The sequence below is a fragment of the Sorangium sp. So ce1504 genome (assembly GCF_051521635.1).
GTDB classification, from domain to species: domain Bacteria; phylum Myxococcota_A; class Polyangia; order Polyangiales; family Polyangiaceae; genus Sorangium; species Sorangium cellulosum_B.
The window spans coordinates 6,876,465-6,893,755 of sequence record NZ_CP150365.1; the positions used below are offsets into that span (position 1 = coordinate 6,876,465).

Genomic DNA, 17,291 nt, shown 5'->3' on the forward strand with positions numbered 1-17,291 from the left:
CGTTGTTTGGCAAGACACTTTTAAAGCGCGGAGCGCCTCGGCGGCGGGAGCGCTCCACAACACACCACAGGTCTCCCACGGTGGGGCCCCGACCCACAACAACGTTGTTGCCATCGGCGAGTCTCGTCGTTGATCACGAGATGAATGCTCGCCTACAAAAAAAGAGCGACCCGTCGGGGCGGCGCGCGCCGGCGAGGCGCCGGCGGCGCTCCCGAGGCAGAGGGCGTCTCGGGGGCGCGCGCCGCGGGGGAGATGCGGCGTTCGCGGCCGACGGCGCTGATGCCGAGTTGGATGGGCGGTGGGGTCGCGCGCCTCGGCGCGAGGCGATGAGGGTCAGGCCGCGGCGAGCTTGGCCGGGCGGCGAATCAGCGAGAGGGCGACGTAGACGACGAACGAGATGGCGAAGCCCGTGAACCAGGCGTAGCTGTAGAGATCCATCCATGCCTTGGAGACCGTCGCGACCTTGATGGTGCCGAAGAAGCCAGGCAAGTTGGGCAAGACGCCGAGGACGAGGGCGACGATCGCGACGGGGTTCCACCCGCCCGCGTACCAGTAGATCCCTTCCCGCTTGTAGAGCTGGGTGAGATCGAGGTTGGTCCTGCGGACGACGTAGTACTCCGCGATCAGGATCGCGCCGAGGGGCCCGAGCAGCGCGGAGTAGCCGACGAGCCAGGTGAAGATATACCCCGTCGGGTCGCTGACGAGCCGCCACGGCTGCATCAGGATCCCGATGATCCCGGTGATGAGGCCGCCGGTGCGGAAGGAGATCCGCGACGGCCAGAGGTTCGAGAAATCGTTGGCCGGGCTCACGACGTTCGCGGCGATGTTGGTCGCCAGGTTGGCGATGCAGAGGGCCGCGAGCGAGATGATCAAGACGACCGGGTTCTCGAAGCGGGTGATGACGACGACCGGATCCCAGAGCGTCTCGCCGTAGATGACGACCGTGGCGGAGGTGACGGCGACGCCGATGAACGAGAAGAACGCCATCGTGGGCGGCAGGCCGATCGCCTGCCCGATGACCTGATCGCGCTGCGAGTGCGCGTAGCGAGTGAAGTCCGGGATGTTGAGGGCCAGGGTGGCCCAGAAGCCGACCATCGCCGTGAGCGCCGGGAAGAAGAAGACCCAGAACTGGCCCTCCTTGGGCTGCCCCACCCCGAAGGACGAGGGCTTCTCGAGCATCGGGCCGAACCCGCCGGCGCGGCTATAGGCCCAGAGGAGCAGCGCCAGGCCGAGGCCGATCAGGAGAGGCGCCTTGATATTCAGCAGGATCCGGATCGACTCGATGCCCATGCGAATGATCCAGATGTTGACGCCCCAGAAGAGCAGGAAGCAGACGAGCTGCGCGACGTTGATGCCCAGCGGCGTCGGCGGCATCTGCTCTATCGACGGGACGAAGACCGCCACGATCTTGTAGATGGCCCACCCGCCGAGCCACGTCCCGATCCCGAACCAGCCGCAGGCCACGAGGGCGCGCAGCACCGCGGGCACGTTCGCCCCTCGGATGCCGAAGGCGCTCCGGCAGTAGACGGGGAACGGGATGCCGTACTTCGTGCCCGCGTGCGCGTTGAGGATCATGGGCATGAGCACGATGACGTTGCCGAGGAGGATCGTGAGGACGGCCTGCCCCCAGCTCATCCCCTCGGCGATCAGGCCCGAGGCGAGCATGTACGTCGGGGTGCAGGCGCACATGGAGACCCACAGCGCAGCGATGTCCTTCATCCCCCATTTGCGCTGGTCCAAGCGCACGGGCGCGATATCTTCGTTGATGTAGCGCGAGTCGATGTCCCCTCCTATCTGCTGAAAGCCCTCGCTGGCTTTCGCGCCGTGAGCAGCCGAATGCACGTCGGGTTGAGCAGTCGTTTGCGTGTGCGCCATCGTCGATGAGGCTACACGATCGCACGTGAGACTGGATAGTGGGCAGGCGCGCCCCCTCCGGCGCACGCCGGCTGTCCGGTGAGCCCGAACGAGCAGGCGCAGCGCGAGCGGCACTCGCTTTGTTTCCTTTGTTTCCTCGATGTTGCGCGCCGAGCCTCGGCGTCCGCTCCGCGGTTGTTCTGGTTCCGTGGTGCGGTGATCCCTGGCGGGATCTCCGGGGCTCGGAGCTAGCTGCCCTGGCGGGCCGAAGGTCGAGGGGCGGTGAGCCCGCGCCGCAGGGCGAACGCGATACCCTCTTTCAGCGTCCGGAGCGTCACGACGCCACCCACACCGACGCCCTGCGCGACCAGCGTCTGCGCGATCCGCGGCTGGATGCCGGTGAGCACCACCTGGGAGCCGAGGAGGTTCACCGCCTTGGCCAGCCGGATGAGCGAGTCGGCTACCTGCGAGTCGATGACCCCCACGCCGGTGATGTCGAGGACCACCGTCCTGGCGCTGTGCGTGACGACCCCGTTGAGCACTGTCTCGAGCGTCGCCGCGGCGCGGTCGCTGTCGAGGAAGCCGATCAGCGGCACCGCGATGACCTGATCCGCCACCGGCATGAGCGGGGTCGACAGCTCGCGGACCATCTGCTCGAGCCGCTTCGTCTTGTCCGCCACGCGCAGCTCGAGCTCGGCGTTGAGGCGCCTCACCTCGTCCTCGGCGTGCCGGCGCTCGGTGACGTCGACGCCGATCGCCTGGAACTCGGCGAGCGGCCCCCCCTCGCCGAGCGGTGCGCGGTTGGTCCAGTGCATCCAGCGCACCGCGCCGTTCGGGAGGATGACGCGGTGCTCTGTGTGGACGATCGGGTTCTCGGGGCCGAGCTTCGCGAACTGCCGGGCGAGGTGCGGCCCGTCCTCTTCGGGGACCATCGGCATGAAGCGGTGGCCGACCAGCTCCTCCCGCGTCTTCTCGAAGTACCGGCAGTAGATGTCGTTGACGAAGGTCAGCGTGCCATCCATCCGAAAGCGGCAAATGAGCTCGGTCTGGTCCTCGACGATGCCCCTGTAGCGCGCCTCGCTCTCCCGCAGGGCGGTCTCCACGCGCTGCTTCTCGGCGAGCTCCCGCTCGAGCTCGGCGTTGCGCCAGCGGAGCACCTCCAATTCCGCTCGCATCGTAGCGAGAACATCCGCTTCGCCGTCGTTCATGATCCGGTGATTCCCTTGGCACGCCGTGTGGACAGTTACGTCCGTCCTAGCTATCTTATCAAAGGACGACCCCGCCGGGTGAACTTCGAGCACAAGGAAGGCACGCGCAGCGCCTCCGACAGCGCACGTCCTCCTGTCCCGTCGACGCACCGTGACGCACCAGATCCGCTGTCTGCGGGCATCTCGCGGTTCGTCTCGTGTGCGAGCGTACGCTTCAGGGTGCGACCACTCCATGGGACCGGACGAGCCGCCGCCTCGTCGCAGGACAGGCGCCCAGGGCCGCGCGGGCAGATCCGCGGGCGTCATGACTCGATGCGCAACGCTTCTCGGCGAACCGAACACCCGCTCTGATAGGCGGACAGCGCGCCTCGGCGGACGTGGCGACTCCACGGCGACGCGACGAGAACCCCACCGGAAGGCCACATCGCCCCCACGGGCCCCGGCCCCGCCGCGTGAGCGAAAGTAGAGGGCGCGCGAGTCGCTCCCTGAGGGCAGCACTTACCGCCAAACAAACCACAAAGACATACACTAACCTACCAAAATCACAAAATGTCTCCTCCGAGTGATAATTTTTTCTCCGTAGATACAATGGCCACGTGTATCACATGCCGGTGTCAGCACGTGCTGCGCGGGTGAAGGGCAGTGCCGGAGGTGGGTCGGCGCCGGAGTCGGGGAAGCGCGGGCGCGGCGTCACGCTCGACTCGCTGGAGGCGGTGCTCCGCGCCAGCGCCTCGCCGCGGGAGTGGGGCAGGTTCGTCAAGGCCACGGGCATGTCGGCGATCCCGGGTGCGGGGAAGAGCGGGACGAAGGTCGACTACTCCGCTTACTTCTACGCGCTCCCGACGGGGACAACCGCGGAGGTGGATCCCCTGTACCTCTACGGAGATCTCCGTCCGGTCCCCGGGGAGGAGACGAGCGCCCAGCTCAAGCTGCGCTGGGAGATGATGCCGGAAGGGTCCATCCCGCAGCGGATCAAGGGCTCCAGCCGCGCCGTCGGAGGGTGGCCGAAGGTGCTTCACCGCATCGCGACAGGCTGGCCAGGGGGCGAGGCGGCGAGCGTCGATGTGACGGCGACCTTCGTGATCGATGAAGGGGCCTACAGGCCGCTCCCGGCGCTCAGGCTCAAGTCGAGGCCGTCGATCGCGGGCTCGCACCGGCTGACCCAGACGGCCGTCGCGTGGTCCGTCGATCCGCCGAGCGGACCGGTGGCGCGGCTGTCCGTCGCGCTCCTCCGCGCGACGGAGCTCGTCCTCGTGGCCTCGGGGCGACACGCGCTGACGCTGGGCCCGGACATGGCATCAGAGCTGGAAGGTGCGGTATGGGAAGGCGCCCGCAGGTTCCTCAAGGCGACGTGACCGCGCCCGGGCGCCGGCGCTCGCCGCGCGCGTCCGCGAGGCTCTGGTCGGGGGGCGAGGTGACGCAGCCGCCCTCCACCGCGAAGGAGCCGGAGACGATGCGGGTGTCGCGCACCACGGTCTACGAGCTCGGAGGCCCGGAGACGCCGCCGACGCTCGCCGCGCACGAGGACCGCCTCCGCAGCCTGGAGCAGCAGGTCGCGCAGCTCGGGATCCAGGTGGAGGAGGGCGTCGGCCGCCTCGCGCGGCAGATCAAGCACCTGCGGCGCGACGTCGACGGGCTCGCCCGCGAGCCGGCGCGGGGCGCTCGTCGGCCTGGTTGACGGGTACGGCAGGAAGCGGCGCGCCGAACGGCTCACCGAGGTACGGGTCGGCGAGCCAGGGACGAGCCGACCGCCGGCCCTTCCAGGCAGGCTGGGACGACGCGAGCTGGGCGAGCTCGGCGAGCGAGGCGCTCGCTGCCGGGAGCGCTCGCGCCGCTCCGTCCACCGCTGCCCGGCCGCGCGACGGGACCGGAAGCGCCTGGGCGTCACCTGGGGCGCGCCGGATGAGCGGATCACCCGACGCGCCTTCACCGCGTTGCGACACGAGGTCTCCCCTGTGGAGTCGACTCGCCATGAGCCGACAGTCAGGCCGTGCGCGACGGATTAGAGCCGCCGGGGCGGTGACGCAAGGTCAAGAACGCCGAGCTGCGCGCGCAGAACGGCCGCCGGAGCATTACGCCAACGGGCCACAAATTCTCATCCGGCGAGTGGATTCAGCGCATTGCCGGAGCCGGTTCGATTTTCTCAACTGAAGAGACTTACTGCGCCCGCCGGAGCGTGGCGACGCCCTTCCAGGGCGGCGTCTGCGCGTGCACGACGAGCTCTCCCTGGTCCGAGAACTCGCACAGCGCCTCGTAGGCGACCCCCGCCTCGTCGTAGGAGACCAGCTTGAACCGATCCCACGCGGGATCGCGGATCTCGTAGGCGCGGTCCACGTGGAGGCCGGGCGAGTCGGCGAGGATGCGCTTTCCGTCGAAGCGGACGACCAGGTGCGCGTACTGGAACTCGAGCATCGACGCGAGCATCGGCTCGAGCGGGACCTCGGGCTCGAACCGGACGAGCCGGAAGCTGCCGCGCAGGCGCGCGTCGATCGACGCGATCTCGGCGCCCGCGTCGGGCCCCCGGGCGGCGCTCGATCCGCAGCCGGCGGCCTGTGCGGTAAGGACGGCGGTGCAGGCGGCGACGAGGAAGCGCGAAGCGCGGGATGGACGCGGGGAGAGGCGACTCGCCGAGGGCGACATGGGGCGGAGCTTAGGGCGAGCGGACGGACAGCGCAAAGCGGCGCAGCTGCGCGCGGCCGTGGGCACGCCGCAGGCGAGAGCGCGAAACCTCTTCCTGCCGCGTCCGCTTCCGTTCACGCTTCCCCCTGGAGCGCCGCGGTCGCGCTCGCGGGAGGGGGAGCATGACAGACGTCCTGAGAGGCACCGATTTCGTCGCAGGCCTTCCAGAGCACGCGTGCGCCGCGCGCGAGGAGGCCATCCTCGAAGCGGTGCAGGCCGGCCACCTGGCGCCGATCTCGTGGGTCCCGGTGTACAGCCAGCTCGACGAGCGCCGCGCGACGTTCCTCGTGAGCGCCGACGCGCTCCGTATCGGCGACGCGGAGGACTCCGTCCGCGTCAACGTCTCGGCCCGGACGACCCAGCGAATCGCGGATCTGCTCGAGTGCGCGATGCTGACGACGCGCCTCTGCGACCTCGTGTGGGAGCAGGCCACCGTGCGGATCCCGCCGTGCATCGGCGCCCCGGATGCCTCGATGGCGAACACCTCCCGCATGCTGGAGCACCACCGCCGCCTCGAGGAGCAGGTCGCGGGGAGGACCGGGCTCATCGAGAACGTGGGCAAGCACTGGGTATTGACCAACCGCCTCGCGGACCACCCCGACCGGGCCGCCAACTACGGCTGGTTCGACCCGGGAGCGGCCCACAGGTATGGCCAGCACACCTTGTGGCAACCGCTCGGGCTCGCGCACGATCCGGATCACGTGGACTACTCCCAGGTCGTCCGCCTCGTGCGGCGGCGCTGCACGGTCGACGAAGCGGAGCGCGATCTCCACGAGGTGATGACCGACCCGACGCTCGCCGGTCTGGTCTCGTCCGAGGGTCCCCTGCGCGTCCTCCGGCTGCCCGGGGTGCTGGAAGAGGCGCGGCTCGCCGCGCGCCCGAAGGAGCGCGCCGGCCGCGCGCCCGAAGAGGTGTGATCGCCGCGCGCCCCTCGGGACCTCCGCCCCGCATCCCGATCATCAGTCGCGGGCTGGCGCCCTGTGTAACGTGCCTTCGTGCCGCGCGGATGTCTCCGCCGCTGTGCCCCGTGCGCCTGGCCATTCCTGCGCAACGCCGCCCCGATTGCGCGAGTCCCTGCTCAACTTGAGCAAACCAGCGCAGGCCCTCCCGCGCTCACGCCGCGCGGCGTCGTGTCCCCGGAGCGCCTGGCCAGGTCGTGGGCCCTCGACGCGGGCGTGGCACGGAGCGTGATTGGACGCCGGCCGTGGGGAACGAGGACACCCGCCGGAGACGTCGCTCGGCGAACTCCAGGTGCCCGACATCGCTTCAACCCACATCGCCCCGCGCCGGGACACGCCCGGGCTCAGCGTCGAGCTGAAATTTCCTCAGACACCCAAGGCCACAAAGGATCGCGCCATGACCGACAGAACTCACAGGCTTCTCGCCAACAATCCTCGCCGAACGTACCGAGCCGCGCCCCTGTTCGCCGCGGCGTTCATGATGGGCTGCACCGCCGCGTCGACCGAGGCGGACGACGCCGCCCCTCTCGCCCAGCCCTCGGCTGACGGCGGGCTGCGCTTCGCGAGCGAGCACGACGCGCTCGGGTGGGTCGCCAGGCGGGCCGAAGAGCTCGAGATGGGGCCGGTGATGGTCGAACGAGACGAGGGCGGCCGGCCCATCAAGGTGGCCGGCGTGTCGATCGGCTCGCCCGACGAGATCGCCGCGGCGAAGGCGGGCTTGATCGGCGAGCTGGGTGGTGAAGACCATGCGGTCGAGATCGCGGGGGAGCGCTATCTCCTGGAAGGCCAGGAGTCCGGGCTGTTCGCCGCGGTCGCCCACTGCAACGGCGGCCTCTGCACGAATGACGAGTCGTTCAAGAACGACTACGTGTTGTATCGAGAGCTCGGCAGCCGAACCTCGGTGACGTCAGGGGGGTTCGAGACCCGGCGCCAGACGATCCAGGGCCGCGGAGAGTACGAGTGCGTGGACCTGCCGGGGCCCCTGCCCGTCAAATGCACCGGCTACTGCACGTATCCGTCCAGCTGCCCTTCCGGCTTCACGGTGGAGAGCACCGCCGGCTACCCCACGTGCAGGACGACCTGCGTCGGCCAGGTGCGCAACGTGACGCTCTCGATCTCGATCGAGGGCTTCGAGTTCTTCGAGTCGAGCGGCATCCTCGTCCCCTCCATCCCGGCGCGAAGCGGCACGACCAACGACTCGAGCCTCGAGGTCAAATACTGGGAGTACGGGATCGGCATCGACTCCGTGATCTCCGACGCCGATGGGCTGTGCGGCTCACACTCGACGTCCGGTCCGGACGGGTTCGTCGTCGCCAAGAGCCACTGGGGCAGCGTGCCCACCGCGTGCCAGTAGCCCTCCCTCGGCGCTCGCGGCCGCGGGCCGAGGCGCGCTCTTCCGGCCGCGGCGCTCACTGGTTCACGAGCTGCATGCCGCGCTCCGGATAGCGGAGGCCGACGGCCGCGCCCTTCGGCGCCACCGCGTCGAGGCGCCGCAGATCGGCCTCGCCGAGCGTGATCGCCTCCGCGGCGACGTTCTCCTCGAGGTAGGTGCGGCGCTTCGTGCCGGGGATCGGGACGATGAAATCCCCCTGCGCGAGCACCCACGCGAGCGCGAGCTGCGACGCCTTCACGCCCTTCTCCCGCGCGACGCCCTCGACCTTCGCGACGAGGTCGAGGTTCCGCTGGAAGTTCTCGCCCTGGAATCGCGGCGAGGTGCGGCGGTAGTCGTCCGGCGCGAGATCCTCGAAGCGCCGGATCTGCCCCGTGAGGAAGCCGCGGCCGAGGGGGCTGTACGCGAGGAAGCCGACGCCTAGCTCGCGGCACGTGGCGAGCACGTCGTCCTCGGGATCGCGCGTCCAGAGCGAGTACTCCGTCTGCACCGACGCGAGCGGGTGCACGGCGTGGGCGCGCCGGAGCGTCGACGAGCTCGCCTCCGAGAGGCCGATCGCGCGCACCTTGCCGGCCTTCACGAGGTCCGCCATCGCGCCGACGCTGTCCTCGATGGGCGTCTTCGGATCCACGCGGTGCAGCTGGTAGAGATCGATCACATCGACGCGCAGGCGCCGCAGGCTCGCGTCGCACGCCGAGCGGATGTACTCCGGCGCGCCGTTGATGCCGCGGACCGTGACGTCGTTCGGGTCGCGGACGACGCCGCACTTGGTCGCGAGGACGACGCGATCGCGCCGGCCCGCGATGGCCCGGCCGACGAGCTCCTCGTTCGTGAAGGGACCATACATGTCCGCGGTGTCGAGCAGCGTGACGCCGAGCTCGACGGCGTGGTGGATCGTCGCGATCGACTCGGCCTCATCGCGCTCGCCGTAGAAATCGCTCATGCCCATGCAGCCGAGGCCGAGGGCGGAGACCTGGAGAGTTCCGAGCTTGCGTGTGTGCATGGTTGGGCTCCTTGGCGCCGCGGAGAGCGGCGGCGGACGCCACCGTAAGAGATAGCGGGCGGCCGGCGTCAAGAGGCGGCCTCCTGCAGCAGCGCTAGAAGCCGTCCCTTGCCAGCAGCGCGCCCGTGCCCGTCGCTGCGAAGAGCCTCCCCTGCGCGCCCGCGAGCGCACGCACGTCCTTCGCCTCTCCGATCGAGACCCACGGGCTCTCGTGGCGCACCGGCGCGCGCCATGAGAGGCGCCCCTCCCCCGTGACCGAAACCACCTTCCCGTTGATCGCCGCCATGGCGACCACGCCCTCCGCGCGCCCGACGGGCTTCCAGGGGACGTCGCCGCCCCGCGTGGGGCGCGTGAGCAAGAGGCCGCCGCTCGTCGCGGCGAACAGATCGAACTGGGTCGTGGCCATCGCCACGATACCGGGCCCAACGCCGACCGGCCGCCAGACGACCTCCTCGCGCAGGGGGTCGCGGAAGAAGAGGCGCCCCTCGGCGGTCACAAGGAAGATCCCGATCGGCTGCTCCGCCTCGGCCTCGACCGGGCACGCCATGGCGACGACGCCGCGGGCCACCCCCGCGGACCTCCAGGGGAGGTTCTGGCTCGACGGCTCCCGCCACAGCAGCGCGCCGTCCTCGGTGGCCGCGAAGAGGAGCCCCTCGGCGCCCGTCATCGCCACGATGCGCGGCGCGCTGCCCACCCGCTGCCAGCCGTGCTCGGGGTACCGGCGCGAGAGCTTCTCGAGCACGTTGCGCGTGATGCGCTCGATCTCCGGGGCGGTCCCCCTGTCGAACGGGGCCGCCCAGTCGACGCTCGCGGCCGTGAACACCGTGCCTCCGCGGCGGTAGATGCCCATGGTCGCGAGCCCGCCTTGCCCCTGCGCCCGCCATTGCCGGAGATCGGCGACGGCCAGCACCACGAACGTCGGCGGCGTGCCGCCCAGCCCGGTCGCGCGCGCGATCCCGTCGACATCGACGATATCGGCCGCGTCGGTCTCGTAGCCGACCGAGCCTCTCCCGAAGGCATCTCCGAGCGCGAGCCCCGTGCCGTCGAAGACCCAGTGCTCGGGGAAATTCACCCGGTAGACCGCTTGCTTCTGCGCCTCCGGGTCGAGCCAGTTGCCGGCGCCAAACCGGTAGCCCACGCCCGTCATGTGATTCTCCGGGCGATCCACGGGGGCGTTCGCCCATTGCACGGTCACACGATCGTTGTCGATCCCCGCCAGCGGATCCTCGACGGCGTCGCGGTAGCAGACCATCGTGCGGCCGTGGTCCTCGATGCGGACCTGCCAGTAGCACGTATTGGCGCTCAGGAACGCCACATTGCCGCCTGAGCGCACGAATGCCTCGACCGCATCGCGCATCTCTCTGGACCAGTACTCGTCGTGGCCCGTGCTGACGAGGAGCTGAACACCTCGCAAGAGGTCGGGCTCCGCGTGCAGGTCCATGCTGGAGCAATAATCGACCGCGATCTGCTCCCTCTCCAGCCAGCGCACGAGCGGCAGCGCGCTCTTCGCTTCCGTGCCGCCGGGGCGCTCGAAGGACACCCTTCTGGAGCGGTCCGGCGAGGCCCATGGATAGAGCCGGTTGCCGCCCCAGCCATTGTAGGCCTCGTCCGTGAAGAACGGGATGCAGACGAGGATGCTCGCGCCAGGGGAGCGGGCTCTCACCACGAAGCGCAGCGACGCCTCCTCGCCATCCGTGTTCTTCAGGGTGGCCAGATAGACGCCGCTCGGCCAATCGGGAGGGACGAGCCATTCATGGGCGCAGGGCCAGCCGCAGCCCACCGCGTAGGCGTCCGGCGGCGTCGCGTGGGCGCCTGCGGAAAACCTGACAGGAGCGCCGAGCGACGCGCGCGCCCCGATCCGCTCGATGGCCATCTGCACCGCGGGATCTGCCGCGGTGTTGCTCACGTGAAACCCGATCGCCCCTCCCTGCATGACCGATTTGCGCGCGGTATACGCGTCGATAGCCATGAGCCTCCTGCCCTTCCGCTCTTCTCGGCGCCTGCTTCCGTCCGGCAAGCGCACGTTCCCCCGGGAGCAACGGGCGGGCCGCGATCAGGCGTGCGGAGGGGTGCCGGCCACGCCCGGAATCACCGCGCCAGGAACCACGGCCGTTCCGTGGAACGGAGTCCAAGCATTTCGGAAACGTAAAGCCCCGATCGTGGAACCTGCCCCGGCACCCGCTCCGCCGCGCTCGCGGGCGACAGACCACGCTCGGACCACCGGGCGGAGGGTGCCGAGACCTTCCCGGCAGAGATGAAACTCTGGCCGGAGGCTGTCGACACCTTCCCGGCAGAGATGAAACTCTGGCCGGAGGCTGTCGACACCTTCCCGGCAGAGATGAAACTCTGGCCGGAGGCTGTCGACACCTTCCCGGCAGAGATGAAACTCTGGCCGGAGGCCTCACACAGCCGTCACGCTGTACAATTCACATGACGGTGCAATCGTCGCAGCTTGCGCGCTCAGATCACAGACCGCGCGACCCGCTCGGACGCATCGGTTGCGCGATCATTTCTCGATCCCCGCTACTTCCGGAGCGGGAGCAGCGCGCGCAGCCGCTCGTCGCGCAGGAGCAGCCCGCCCCAGATCATCGCGGCGACGTACACAGGGAACAGGACGTGGCTGAACAGCGGGTTGTCGACGCGCACGTGCGTGGCGACGGCGCCGCCCAGGAAGCCCGTCAGCAAGATCGCGCCGAGCACGGAGGTGCGCGGGATCATGTAGGTGACGACGCTCGCCAGCAGGACGAGCCCGATGCCGCGGACCGAGCTCAGGGGATAGCCGAGCTGCTCGGACCCCTCCAGCACCTGGGGCACCATCATCAGCTTCCCGATGCTGTCGAAGAGCAGGAACGCCACCGAGAGGCCGCTGAGGATCCGCCCGGCCCAGACCTTCTTGTTCGACACCACCACCGGCTCCACGTGCTGCTCCGACATCAAGGCGCTCGTCTCCATCGTCTCCTCCTGGCTCGCTCTGGACAGATCGGTCCTCCCGCCCCGGCGTCATGGCGGCGCGGCGCGGCCGATTCGATCCCTAGACGCCGCGGCGGCGCCCGATTCATCGGTCGTCCGGAAGATTTTTTTCGGAGCTATGTTTCGAGCCGCAAGGGCAGGCCAAAGAGCGGGAAGAGCCGCTCGGCGTCGAGGAACGAGCACACCCCGACGATCTCCCCGGCGGACACGTCGATGACCTGGATCGCCCACGGGACGAAGGCGCCGCCAGGGCCGCTCGGCCGGTACTGCCCCAGCGCGCAGGATCCGTTCGCCGCCACCGGCAGGAGCCTCGAGCCTCTGCACCCCTCGCCCACCTTGAGGAGCCAGGCGTGCACCGAGGGACGCCCGCGCAGCCACAGGCGGTAGGGCGGCATCGACCAGGTCGCGTCCTCGCGGAGCAGCGAGACCAGCGCGTCGACGTCCTGCCGCTCGAAGGCCGCGACGTAGCGGCCGAGCAGGGACCGCTGCGCTTCGTCCATCGGCTCGTGGAGATCGGCCCTGTCCTCGTGGCCCATCGTCGCCCGGGCGCGCTGCAGCGCGCTGTTGACCGAGGCGACGGTCATCCCGAGCAGCTCCGCGATCTCCGCGGCCTCCCAGGACAGGACCTCCTTCAGCAGCAGCGCGGCGCGCTGCCGGGGCGGGAGCCGCTGGAGCGCGGCCACGAACGCGAGCCGGATCGTCTGCCGCGACGAGGCTTCCTTTATACCCCCGCTGGACGTGGATCTCAGCGTCCGTCTGCCGGAGCCGACACGGCGACCTCGACGCGATGCGCGGAGGCTCACACAAGCGGGCCGCGCGCGGCCCCTGCCCACAGGCGGGTGGCGGCGGGCCGGGGCCGAGCGAGGTGCCGTGGGCCACAGCCGCGCCCGCTGAAAAAAGATCGAGGGGCGCGTAGGGAGGGCGGCCCGAGGAGCGTCCCAGGAACAGAAGCCGGCAAGAACAGGCTGGCCCTTGCACCAAGGAGCACGACCCCCATGACCCTCGCCCTCTTCTCCAACAAGACCCACAGCGCGATCCGTCGCCTCGTCCTCGGCAGCTTCCTTGCCGCGGTCGTCCTCGCCGGCGGCGGAGCGGCCTACGCGGCGAACGGCGCGGGTGGAACGGGGAGCAAGCCGGCGCCGCACCAGGGCCAGGGCAAGGACGCCCACCGCCAGCACGGCCCGAAGGACCCGGCCCGCGTCATCAAGCGCTTCGACAAGAACGCGGACGGCAAGCTGACCGTCGCTGAGCTCCCCGAGAAGGCACAGAAGCGGCTCGGCAAGGCCGACACGAACAAGGACGGCACCCTGTCGGCCGAGGAGCTCAAGGCGCACGCCGAGCTGCGCATGAAGGACCGGGCGGCGAAGCAGAAGGCGCGCTTCGCCAAGAAGGACAAGAACGGCGACGGCTTCCTCACCAGGGACGAGGTGGGCGACAAGCGCTGGGAGCGGGTGAAGGCGGCGGACGCGAACCGCGACGGCAAGGTGAGCGCCGACGAGCTGCGCGCGGCGCGCTCCGCGCGCAAGCCGCCGGTAGCCCGGTAGCTCCACGGAGAGCGCGCGACGCGGAGAGCCGTGATCGGCCTGCTCCGTTCACGGCTCCGGCGCGGACCGGAGCAGCTCATCGCCGAGCGCTCGCAGCGCGCTCTCCAGCGCCGGCAGGTCGCTCCCCTCGATCTCCCATTCCTTCCGGCTGTAGTACTTCGCCGCGCCCCGCGGAGCGCCGCTCAGATCGAGGCAGTAGTCGAAGCCCTTCACATCGCACGACCGCGCATCGAAGGCGACCTCGTGCCTCGATTTGTCCTGCGGGAAGAGCAGCTGCACCTTGTCGTTGCCGCGGAGCTCGTAACGAAACAGGGCAAACGAGCCCTCGTACTGAGACGCACGCCGGAAGATGCCGATCGGCTCGTCGGCGAGCAGCGCGACGAGCTCGACGCGGTCCGTGTCGCCCTTCGGAATCCGCTCGATCCAGACGCGGCCGACCAGCGTCTTCGGGTCGGAAGCGCGCGAGCTCAGGAGCCCGTAGCCGGCTGCGACCGCCGCGAGCGCGATCACCGTGACCGTCATCCTCTTGGAAACGCGGTTCATGGGCGGCATCCTACCCCTTGCAGCGCCGCACGGGGCCCGAGATCGAGGCCCGCGGTCCGCCTGCCGCGGCGCCGCGGAGCAGCCGAGAGCGCTCTCTCAAGAGCCGAGCGGCGCGCCGCAGCGATCGCACCCCTTCGAGCGGTACGAGTGCTTCGCCTCGCAGTTCAGGCAGTGCTTCGGCAGGAAGTAGAGGAGCGCCAGGCCGATGCAGGTGACCACCCCGACGATCCCCCACGCGCCGCTCCGGCCGCGCATCTTCGCGTAATACACGAGGGCGGTGATGAACAGGGCGACGCCGAGGAGCGTGACGGTAGCGCTGTCCATCGCGCGACCCACCGATTGCAGAAGGAACCCTGGCACCCCGCACAGGAGGCTCAAGTTGCTGTAGCGACTCAGCTTCTTCTGGATCTCGAGGCGCTGCTCCGGGCTGATCTGCGCGACGCCCTCGGCGTGAGGCTCGATGGATGCGGTCGGAGGTGCATAAGGGTTCATGCGTTCTTCCTTCCCGGCGCGGTCTCGCTGGGCGCCGCGCGACGAGGATCCCAGGTTATGCACCTTCCCCGACCCGGAATAGCGGGATCCGCCCGCCGGGCTCCCTCTCCTGGAAAGATCGAGGGGCGCGTAGGGAGGGCGGCCCGGGGAACGTCTCACGAACAGAAGCCGGCAAGAACAGGCTGGCCCTTGCACCAAGGAGCACGACCCCCATGACCCTCGCCCTCTTCTCCAACAAGACCCACACCGCGCTCCGCCGCCTCGTCCTCGGCAGCTTCCTTGCCGCGGCCGTCCTCGCCGGCGGCGGAGCGGCCTACGCGGCGAACGGCGCGGGCGGAACGGGGAGCAAGCCGGCGCCGCACCAGGGCCAGGGCGCCCGCCGCAAGCACGGCCCGAAGGACCCGGCCCGCCTCATCAAGCGCTTCGATAAGAACGCGGACGGCAAGCTGACCGTCGCTGAGCTCCCCGAGAAGGCGCAGAAGCGGCTCGGCAAGGCGGACACGAACAAGGACGGCACCCTGTCGGCCGAGGAGCTCAAGGCGCACGCCGAGCTGCGCATGAAGGACCGGGCGACGAAGCAGAAGGCGCGCTTCGCGAAGAAGGACAAGAACGGCGACGGCTTCCTCACCAGGGACGAGGTGGGTGACAAGCGCTGGGAGCGGGTGAAGGCGGCGGACGCGAACCGCGACGGCAAGGTGAGCGCCGACGAGCTGCGCCCGGCGCGCTCCGCGCGCAAGCCGCCGGCAGCGAGGTAGCAGCGAGGTCAGCGCCGCGGCGCTGTCTCCTCGCCGGAGGCCGTCCCCTCGCCCGGCGCTGTCTCCTCGCCAGCGCTCGCTGCGGCCGCGGCGCCGCGCTTCCTCGGGCGCTTCGGAAAGAGCGGGAGCTGCCGCTCCAGCACCTGGCTCCGCCAGGCGAGCAGGGTCTGCGCGCGCCGGCGCGCCGTCTCCTTCCCGATGCCCGCGGTGAAGCGGAAGATGCGCCGCGCGAGCGCCTCCCGCGTCGGCGCCGCGGGCTCGAAGAGATCCGGCGCGACCTCCTTCACGACCTCGCACGCGAAGATCGCGCGCCTCAGGAGCGTCCGCTCGTCGGCAGAGCCGGACGAGGAGGCGAGAAGCTCGCGTGCCGCAGGCGTGATCGAGGCGCCGTCGTCGCCGAGCCAGCCGAGGACGCGGGCAGCGGCGAGCGCATAACCGACGTGCCGCAAGGAGATGCCCGTCTGCTCGGAGATCCGCTCCTTCTCGGTCACCCCGCCCGAGAGCGCCTCCAGCACGCGCCGCACGTTCGCGAGGTTGTCGGCCTGGGGGATCTCGGCGCTGTGCAACAGGCGGGTCGTCGGCATGGGCGGCAAGGAACCCCGGCCCCCGGCCGGGAGACGACACCATAGCGCGCCAAGGCACGGCGTGGGTCTCGAAGACGCCCGCCGGGGCCGGGCGCGCCGTCGCCCCATCTCTCCAGCGCGCACGCCGCGCCGGCCGGGCCGTGCGCGCCTGGTCCCTGTGCCAGCGCTGTCTGCGCCTGGCACACGTGGCGCAACGCGCTAGCGAGCGCGCTCGGGAAAGCGCCCGGATTGCGCGGAGCGCGCGATGGAACGGTTGCTGCCAAGTCTGCAAGGGCCGACGCTCGCGTCGAGCCCGCCGCGGCCCTCCGGGACATCGCGCCTGAAGGAGGGAGCGCTCCGGCTCTCCCCTTCACAGCGCCCTCGCGTGTTCCAGGTGCTCCCCATGAGATCTTTCCTTCGCGCATTGACCCGCTGGCAAGCGACTCCCGTGCTCACCCTCGCGCTGCTCTGTATCCATTGCAGCTCGAGCGTCGAGGCGGACGCGATGGGCGGCGGCTCCACCGGCGAGGGCGGTGGCGGTAGTTCCACCAGCGAGGGGAGCGTCGACAGCACCTCGACCGGCGAGGGCGGCGGCGGAAGCTCGAATGGATCGGGCGCTGGCGGCTCGACAGGGGAAGGGGGCGGAAGCTCCGCAGGAGAAGGCGGCAGCTCCACGGGGGAAGGCGGCGGCGGAAGCTCCACGGGGGCGGGCGGTGGCGGCGGGTGCCGCCTGCCGGACGACCCCGCGGTGTTCGAGATCGGGACCGGCGAGACCTGCTTCGAGAGCATCGAGGACGGCGCCACGCTCCCGGTGATGGCGGGGCCCCAGGGCGGATATCACCTCTGGTTCGCCGTCGGCTGCAGCGATTGCGGGGAGAGGGTCCGCGTGCGGTACAGCGTCAAGGACCCTGCGACCGGGGACCTGTTCCCGCCGGGCGTGCCGCAGGAGGGGATGGTCGAGCTCCTCCCCGGGGAGTTCCCGCACGCGTTCGGGCTCATCGCGTTCCTCCCCGGAAGGCCGTGGGAGCCGGAAGCCGTGCTCAAGGAGGGCACCCACGTGATCCTCGCGGCGGAGGCGCGCAACGACGACGGCTCGACGAAGCACGCGGCGCAGGTGGAGGTCGTCCTCGGCGCCACCGTGGCCTGGGGCCTGCCGTGCAGCGACGATCCGGCGACCTGCGACGCCCCCGGCGGCGCGCCGTGCTGCACCGACTGAGCGATACGGCCAGAGGTCTCTGACGACCGGCCCTCCCTGGTGGAGATCGCCGCGCTCCCAGCTGCAGTGAGGACAGCGAAGCGAGGGCAGCGCGAAGGCCGCCGTCCACCACGGG

The 17,291-nt window shown here is 70.3% G+C and carries 17 protein-coding genes; 7 read left to right on the top strand and 10 right to left on the bottom strand.

Features of this window, described 5'->3' with window-relative positions:
* Positions 1-333 precede the first annotated feature (333 nt).
* Positions 334-1,875, bottom strand: coding sequence for an NCS1 family nucleobase:cation symporter-1 (locus WMF39_RS25725; RefSeq protein WP_437739121.1), 1,542 nt, complete (start codon positions 1,873-1,875; stop codon positions 334-336).
* A gap of 227 nt (positions 1,876-2,102) precedes the next feature.
* Positions 2,103-3,029 (bottom strand): PAS domain S-box protein, encoded by a 927-nt coding sequence (locus WMF39_RS25730; RefSeq protein ID WP_437739122.1) that lies wholly within the window; start codon positions 3,027-3,029, stop codon positions 2,103-2,105.
* Positions 3,030-3,667: 638 nt separating this feature from the next.
* On the opposite strand from WMF39_RS25730, the gene WMF39_RS25735 reads away from it, so the two are divergent.
* Together WMF39_RS25735 and WMF39_RS25740 are read left to right on the top strand one after the other, a co-directional pair.
* Positions 3,668-4,417: a hypothetical protein gene (locus WMF39_RS25735; protein WP_437739123.1), complete on the top strand. Its 750-nt coding sequence runs from the start codon at positions 3,668-3,670 to the stop codon at positions 4,415-4,417.
* A complete protein-coding gene (locus tag WMF39_RS25740; RefSeq protein ID WP_437707273.1) occupies positions 4,414-4,740 on the top strand; it encodes a hypothetical protein in 327 nt (108 codons plus the stop codon). Before WMF39_RS25735 ends, WMF39_RS25740 begins: the two co-directional genes overlap by 4 nt.
* Positions 4,741-5,219: 479 nt before the next feature.
* Here WMF39_RS25740 and WMF39_RS25745 read toward each other — a convergent pair whose 3' ends face one another.
* Entirely contained in the window at positions 5,220-5,702 is a 483-nt protein-coding gene (locus tag WMF39_RS25745) for a hypothetical protein (protein WP_437739124.1), read from the bottom strand.
* 161 nt (positions 5,703-5,863) lie between these two features.
* On the opposite strand from WMF39_RS25745, the gene WMF39_RS25750 reads away from it, so the two are divergent.
* The gene (locus WMF39_RS25750; protein WP_437739125.1) at positions 5,864-6,658 is read left to right on the top strand and encodes a hypothetical protein; all 795 of its coding nucleotides are present in this window, start codon (positions 5,864-5,866) and stop codon (positions 6,656-6,658) included.
* A gap of 439 nt (positions 6,659-7,097) precedes the next feature.
* Complete coding sequence (locus tag WMF39_RS25755; protein ID WP_437739126.1) at positions 7,098-8,054, top strand: hypothetical protein; 957 nt, start codon at positions 7,098-7,100, stop codon at positions 8,052-8,054.
* Positions 8,055-8,109: 55 nt separating this feature from the next.
* Here the strand turns inward: WMF39_RS25755 and WMF39_RS25760 are convergent, their stop codons facing one another.
* The 4 genes from WMF39_RS25760 to WMF39_RS25775 all read right to left on the bottom strand — a co-directional run bounded on the left by WMF39_RS25760 (position 8,110) and on the right by WMF39_RS25775 (position 13,091).
* Positions 8,110-9,093, bottom strand: a complete 984-nt coding sequence (locus tag WMF39_RS25760; protein ID WP_437739127.1) for an aldo/keto reductase — start codon at positions 9,091-9,093, stop codon at positions 8,110-8,112.
* A 94-nt stretch (positions 9,094-9,187) separates the two neighbouring features.
* The gene (locus tag WMF39_RS25765) at positions 9,188-11,062 is read right to left on the bottom strand and encodes a N,N-dimethylformamidase beta subunit family domain-containing protein (RefSeq protein ID WP_437739128.1); all 1,875 of its coding nucleotides are present in this window, start codon (positions 11,060-11,062) and stop codon (positions 9,188-9,190) included.
* A gap of 554 nt (positions 11,063-11,616) precedes the next feature.
* The gene (locus WMF39_RS25770) at positions 11,617-12,045 is read right to left on the bottom strand and encodes a DoxX family protein (RefSeq protein ID WP_437739129.1); all 429 of its coding nucleotides are present in this window, start codon (positions 12,043-12,045) and stop codon (positions 11,617-11,619) included.
* A gap of 134 nt (positions 12,046-12,179) precedes the next feature.
* Complete coding sequence (locus tag WMF39_RS25775) at positions 12,180-13,091, bottom strand: RNA polymerase subunit sigma-70 (protein ID WP_437739130.1); 912 nt, start codon at positions 13,089-13,091, stop codon at positions 12,180-12,182.
* Here WMF39_RS25775 and WMF39_RS25780 point away from each other — a divergent pair.
* The gene (locus WMF39_RS25780) at positions 13,059-13,607 is read left to right on the top strand and encodes an EF-hand domain-containing protein (RefSeq protein WP_437739131.1); all 549 of its coding nucleotides are present in this window, start codon (positions 13,059-13,061) and stop codon (positions 13,605-13,607) included. The two genes, WMF39_RS25775 and WMF39_RS25780, sit on opposite strands and share 33 nt — an antisense overlap.
* A 48-nt stretch (positions 13,608-13,655) precedes the next feature.
* Here the strand turns inward: WMF39_RS25780 and WMF39_RS25785 are convergent, their stop codons facing one another.
* Together WMF39_RS25785 and WMF39_RS25790 are read right to left on the bottom strand one after the other, a co-directional pair.
* Entirely contained in the window at positions 13,656-14,150 is a 495-nt protein-coding gene (locus tag WMF39_RS25785; protein ID WP_437739132.1) for a hypothetical protein, read from the bottom strand.
* A 96-nt stretch (positions 14,151-14,246) separates the two neighbouring features.
* Positions 14,247-14,642: a hypothetical protein gene (locus WMF39_RS25790; protein WP_437739133.1), complete on the bottom strand. Its 396-nt coding sequence runs from the start codon at positions 14,640-14,642 to the stop codon at positions 14,247-14,249.
* Positions 14,643-14,854: 212 nt separating this feature from the next.
* Here WMF39_RS25790 and WMF39_RS25795 point away from each other — a divergent pair, with 212 nt between their 5' ends.
* Positions 14,855-15,397: an EF-hand domain-containing protein gene (locus tag WMF39_RS25795; protein WP_437739134.1), complete on the top strand. Its 543-nt coding sequence runs from the start codon at positions 14,855-14,857 to the stop codon at positions 15,395-15,397.
* 8 nt (positions 15,398-15,405) lie between these two features.
* Here WMF39_RS25795 and WMF39_RS25800 read toward each other — a convergent pair whose 3' ends face one another.
* Positions 15,406-15,981: a hypothetical protein gene (locus WMF39_RS25800; RefSeq protein WP_437739135.1), complete on the bottom strand. Its 576-nt coding sequence runs from the start codon at positions 15,979-15,981 to the stop codon at positions 15,406-15,408.
* A 382-nt stretch (positions 15,982-16,363) separates the two neighbouring features.
* Between WMF39_RS25800 and WMF39_RS25805 the strand changes: the two genes are divergently transcribed.
* Positions 16,364-17,176 carry a hypothetical protein gene (locus WMF39_RS25805; RefSeq protein WP_437739136.1) on the top strand — a complete coding sequence of 271 codons (813 nt, stop codon included), beginning with the start codon at positions 16,364-16,366 and terminating at the stop codon, positions 17,174-17,176.
* Positions 17,177-17,291 lie beyond the last annotated feature (115 nt).

Bases quoted from the DNA above. Each gene is read 5' to 3' on its own strand.
- WMF39_RS25755 (WP_437739126.1), top strand. From the start codon at position 7,098: ATGACCGACAGAACTCACAGGCTTCTCGCCAACAATCCTCGCCGAACG.
- WMF39_RS25785 (WP_437739132.1), bottom strand. From the start codon at position 14,150: ATGAACCGCGTTTCCAAGAGGATGACGGTCACGGTGATCGCGCTCGCG.
- WMF39_RS25780 (WP_437739131.1), top strand. From the start codon at position 13,059: ATGACCCTCGCCCTCTTCTCCAACAAGACCCACAGCGCGATCCGTCGC.
- WMF39_RS25730 (WP_437739122.1), bottom strand. From the start codon at position 3,029: ATGCGAGCGGAATTGGAGGTGCTCCGCTGGCGCAACGCCGAGCTCGAG.
- WMF39_RS25790 (WP_437739133.1), bottom strand. From the start codon at position 14,642: ATGAACCCTTATGCACCTCCGACCGCATCCATCGAGCCTCACGCCGAG.
- WMF39_RS25770 (WP_437739129.1), bottom strand. From the start codon at position 12,045: ATGGAGACGAGCGCCTTGATGTCGGAGCAGCACGTGGAGCCGGTGGTG.
- WMF39_RS25735 (WP_437739123.1), top strand. From the start codon at position 3,668: ATGCCGGTGTCAGCACGTGCTGCGCGGGTGAAGGGCAGTGCCGGAGGT.
- WMF39_RS25725 (WP_437739121.1), bottom strand. From the start codon at position 1,875: ATGGCGCACACGCAAACGACTGCTCAACCCGACGTGCATTCGGCTGCT.
- WMF39_RS25750 (WP_437739125.1), top strand. From the start codon at position 5,864: ATGACAGACGTCCTGAGAGGCACCGATTTCGTCGCAGGCCTTCCAGAG.
- WMF39_RS25745 (WP_437739124.1), bottom strand. From the start codon at position 5,702: ATGTCGCCCTCGGCGAGTCGCCTCTCCCCGCGTCCATCCCGCGCTTCG.
- WMF39_RS25765 (WP_437739128.1), bottom strand. From the start codon at position 11,062: ATGGCTATCGACGCGTATACCGCGCGCAAATCGGTCATGCAGGGAGGG.
- WMF39_RS25805 (WP_437739136.1), top strand. From the start codon at position 16,364: ATGAGATCTTTCCTTCGCGCATTGACCCGCTGGCAAGCGACTCCCGTG.
- WMF39_RS25795 (WP_437739134.1), top strand. From the start codon at position 14,855: ATGACCCTCGCCCTCTTCTCCAACAAGACCCACACCGCGCTCCGCCGC.
- WMF39_RS25760 (WP_437739127.1), bottom strand. From the start codon at position 9,093: ATGCACACACGCAAGCTCGGAACTCTCCAGGTCTCCGCCCTCGGCCTC.
- WMF39_RS25800 (WP_437739135.1), bottom strand. From the start codon at position 15,981: ATGCCGACGACCCGCCTGTTGCACAGCGCCGAGATCCCCCAGGCCGAC.